At 50.6% G+C, this 255-nt stretch carries 1 rRNA gene; it reads right to left on the bottom strand.

The features are described 5' to 3' along the window. Nucleotides 1-255, bottom strand: a 23S ribosomal RNA gene (locus AAZR19_RS18980); the annotation flags it as partial.

Here is a 255-nt window from a genome sequence, read left to right as displayed (position 1 = left end):
ACCTTTCCCTCACGGTACTGGTTCACTATCGGTCACTAGGGAGTATTTAGCCTTGGGAGATGGTCCTCCCGGATTCCGACGGAATTTCACGTGTTCCGCCGTACTCAGGATCCACTCTGGAGAGAATGACATTTCAGTTACAGGGCTGTTACCTTCTTTGGCGGGCCTTTCCAGACCTCTTCGCTTATATCATTCCTTTGTAACTCCGTATAGAGTGTCCTACAACCCCAAGAGGCAAGCCTCTTGGTTTGGGCT

This window comes from Bacillus sp. Je.9.29.b, from assembly GCF_051129925.1.
In the GTDB taxonomy this organism is placed as follows: Bacteria; Bacillota; Bacilli; order Bacillales; family Bacillaceae; genus Bacillus; species Bacillus safensis.
This window is presented reverse-complemented; position numbering and strand designations above follow the sequence as displayed.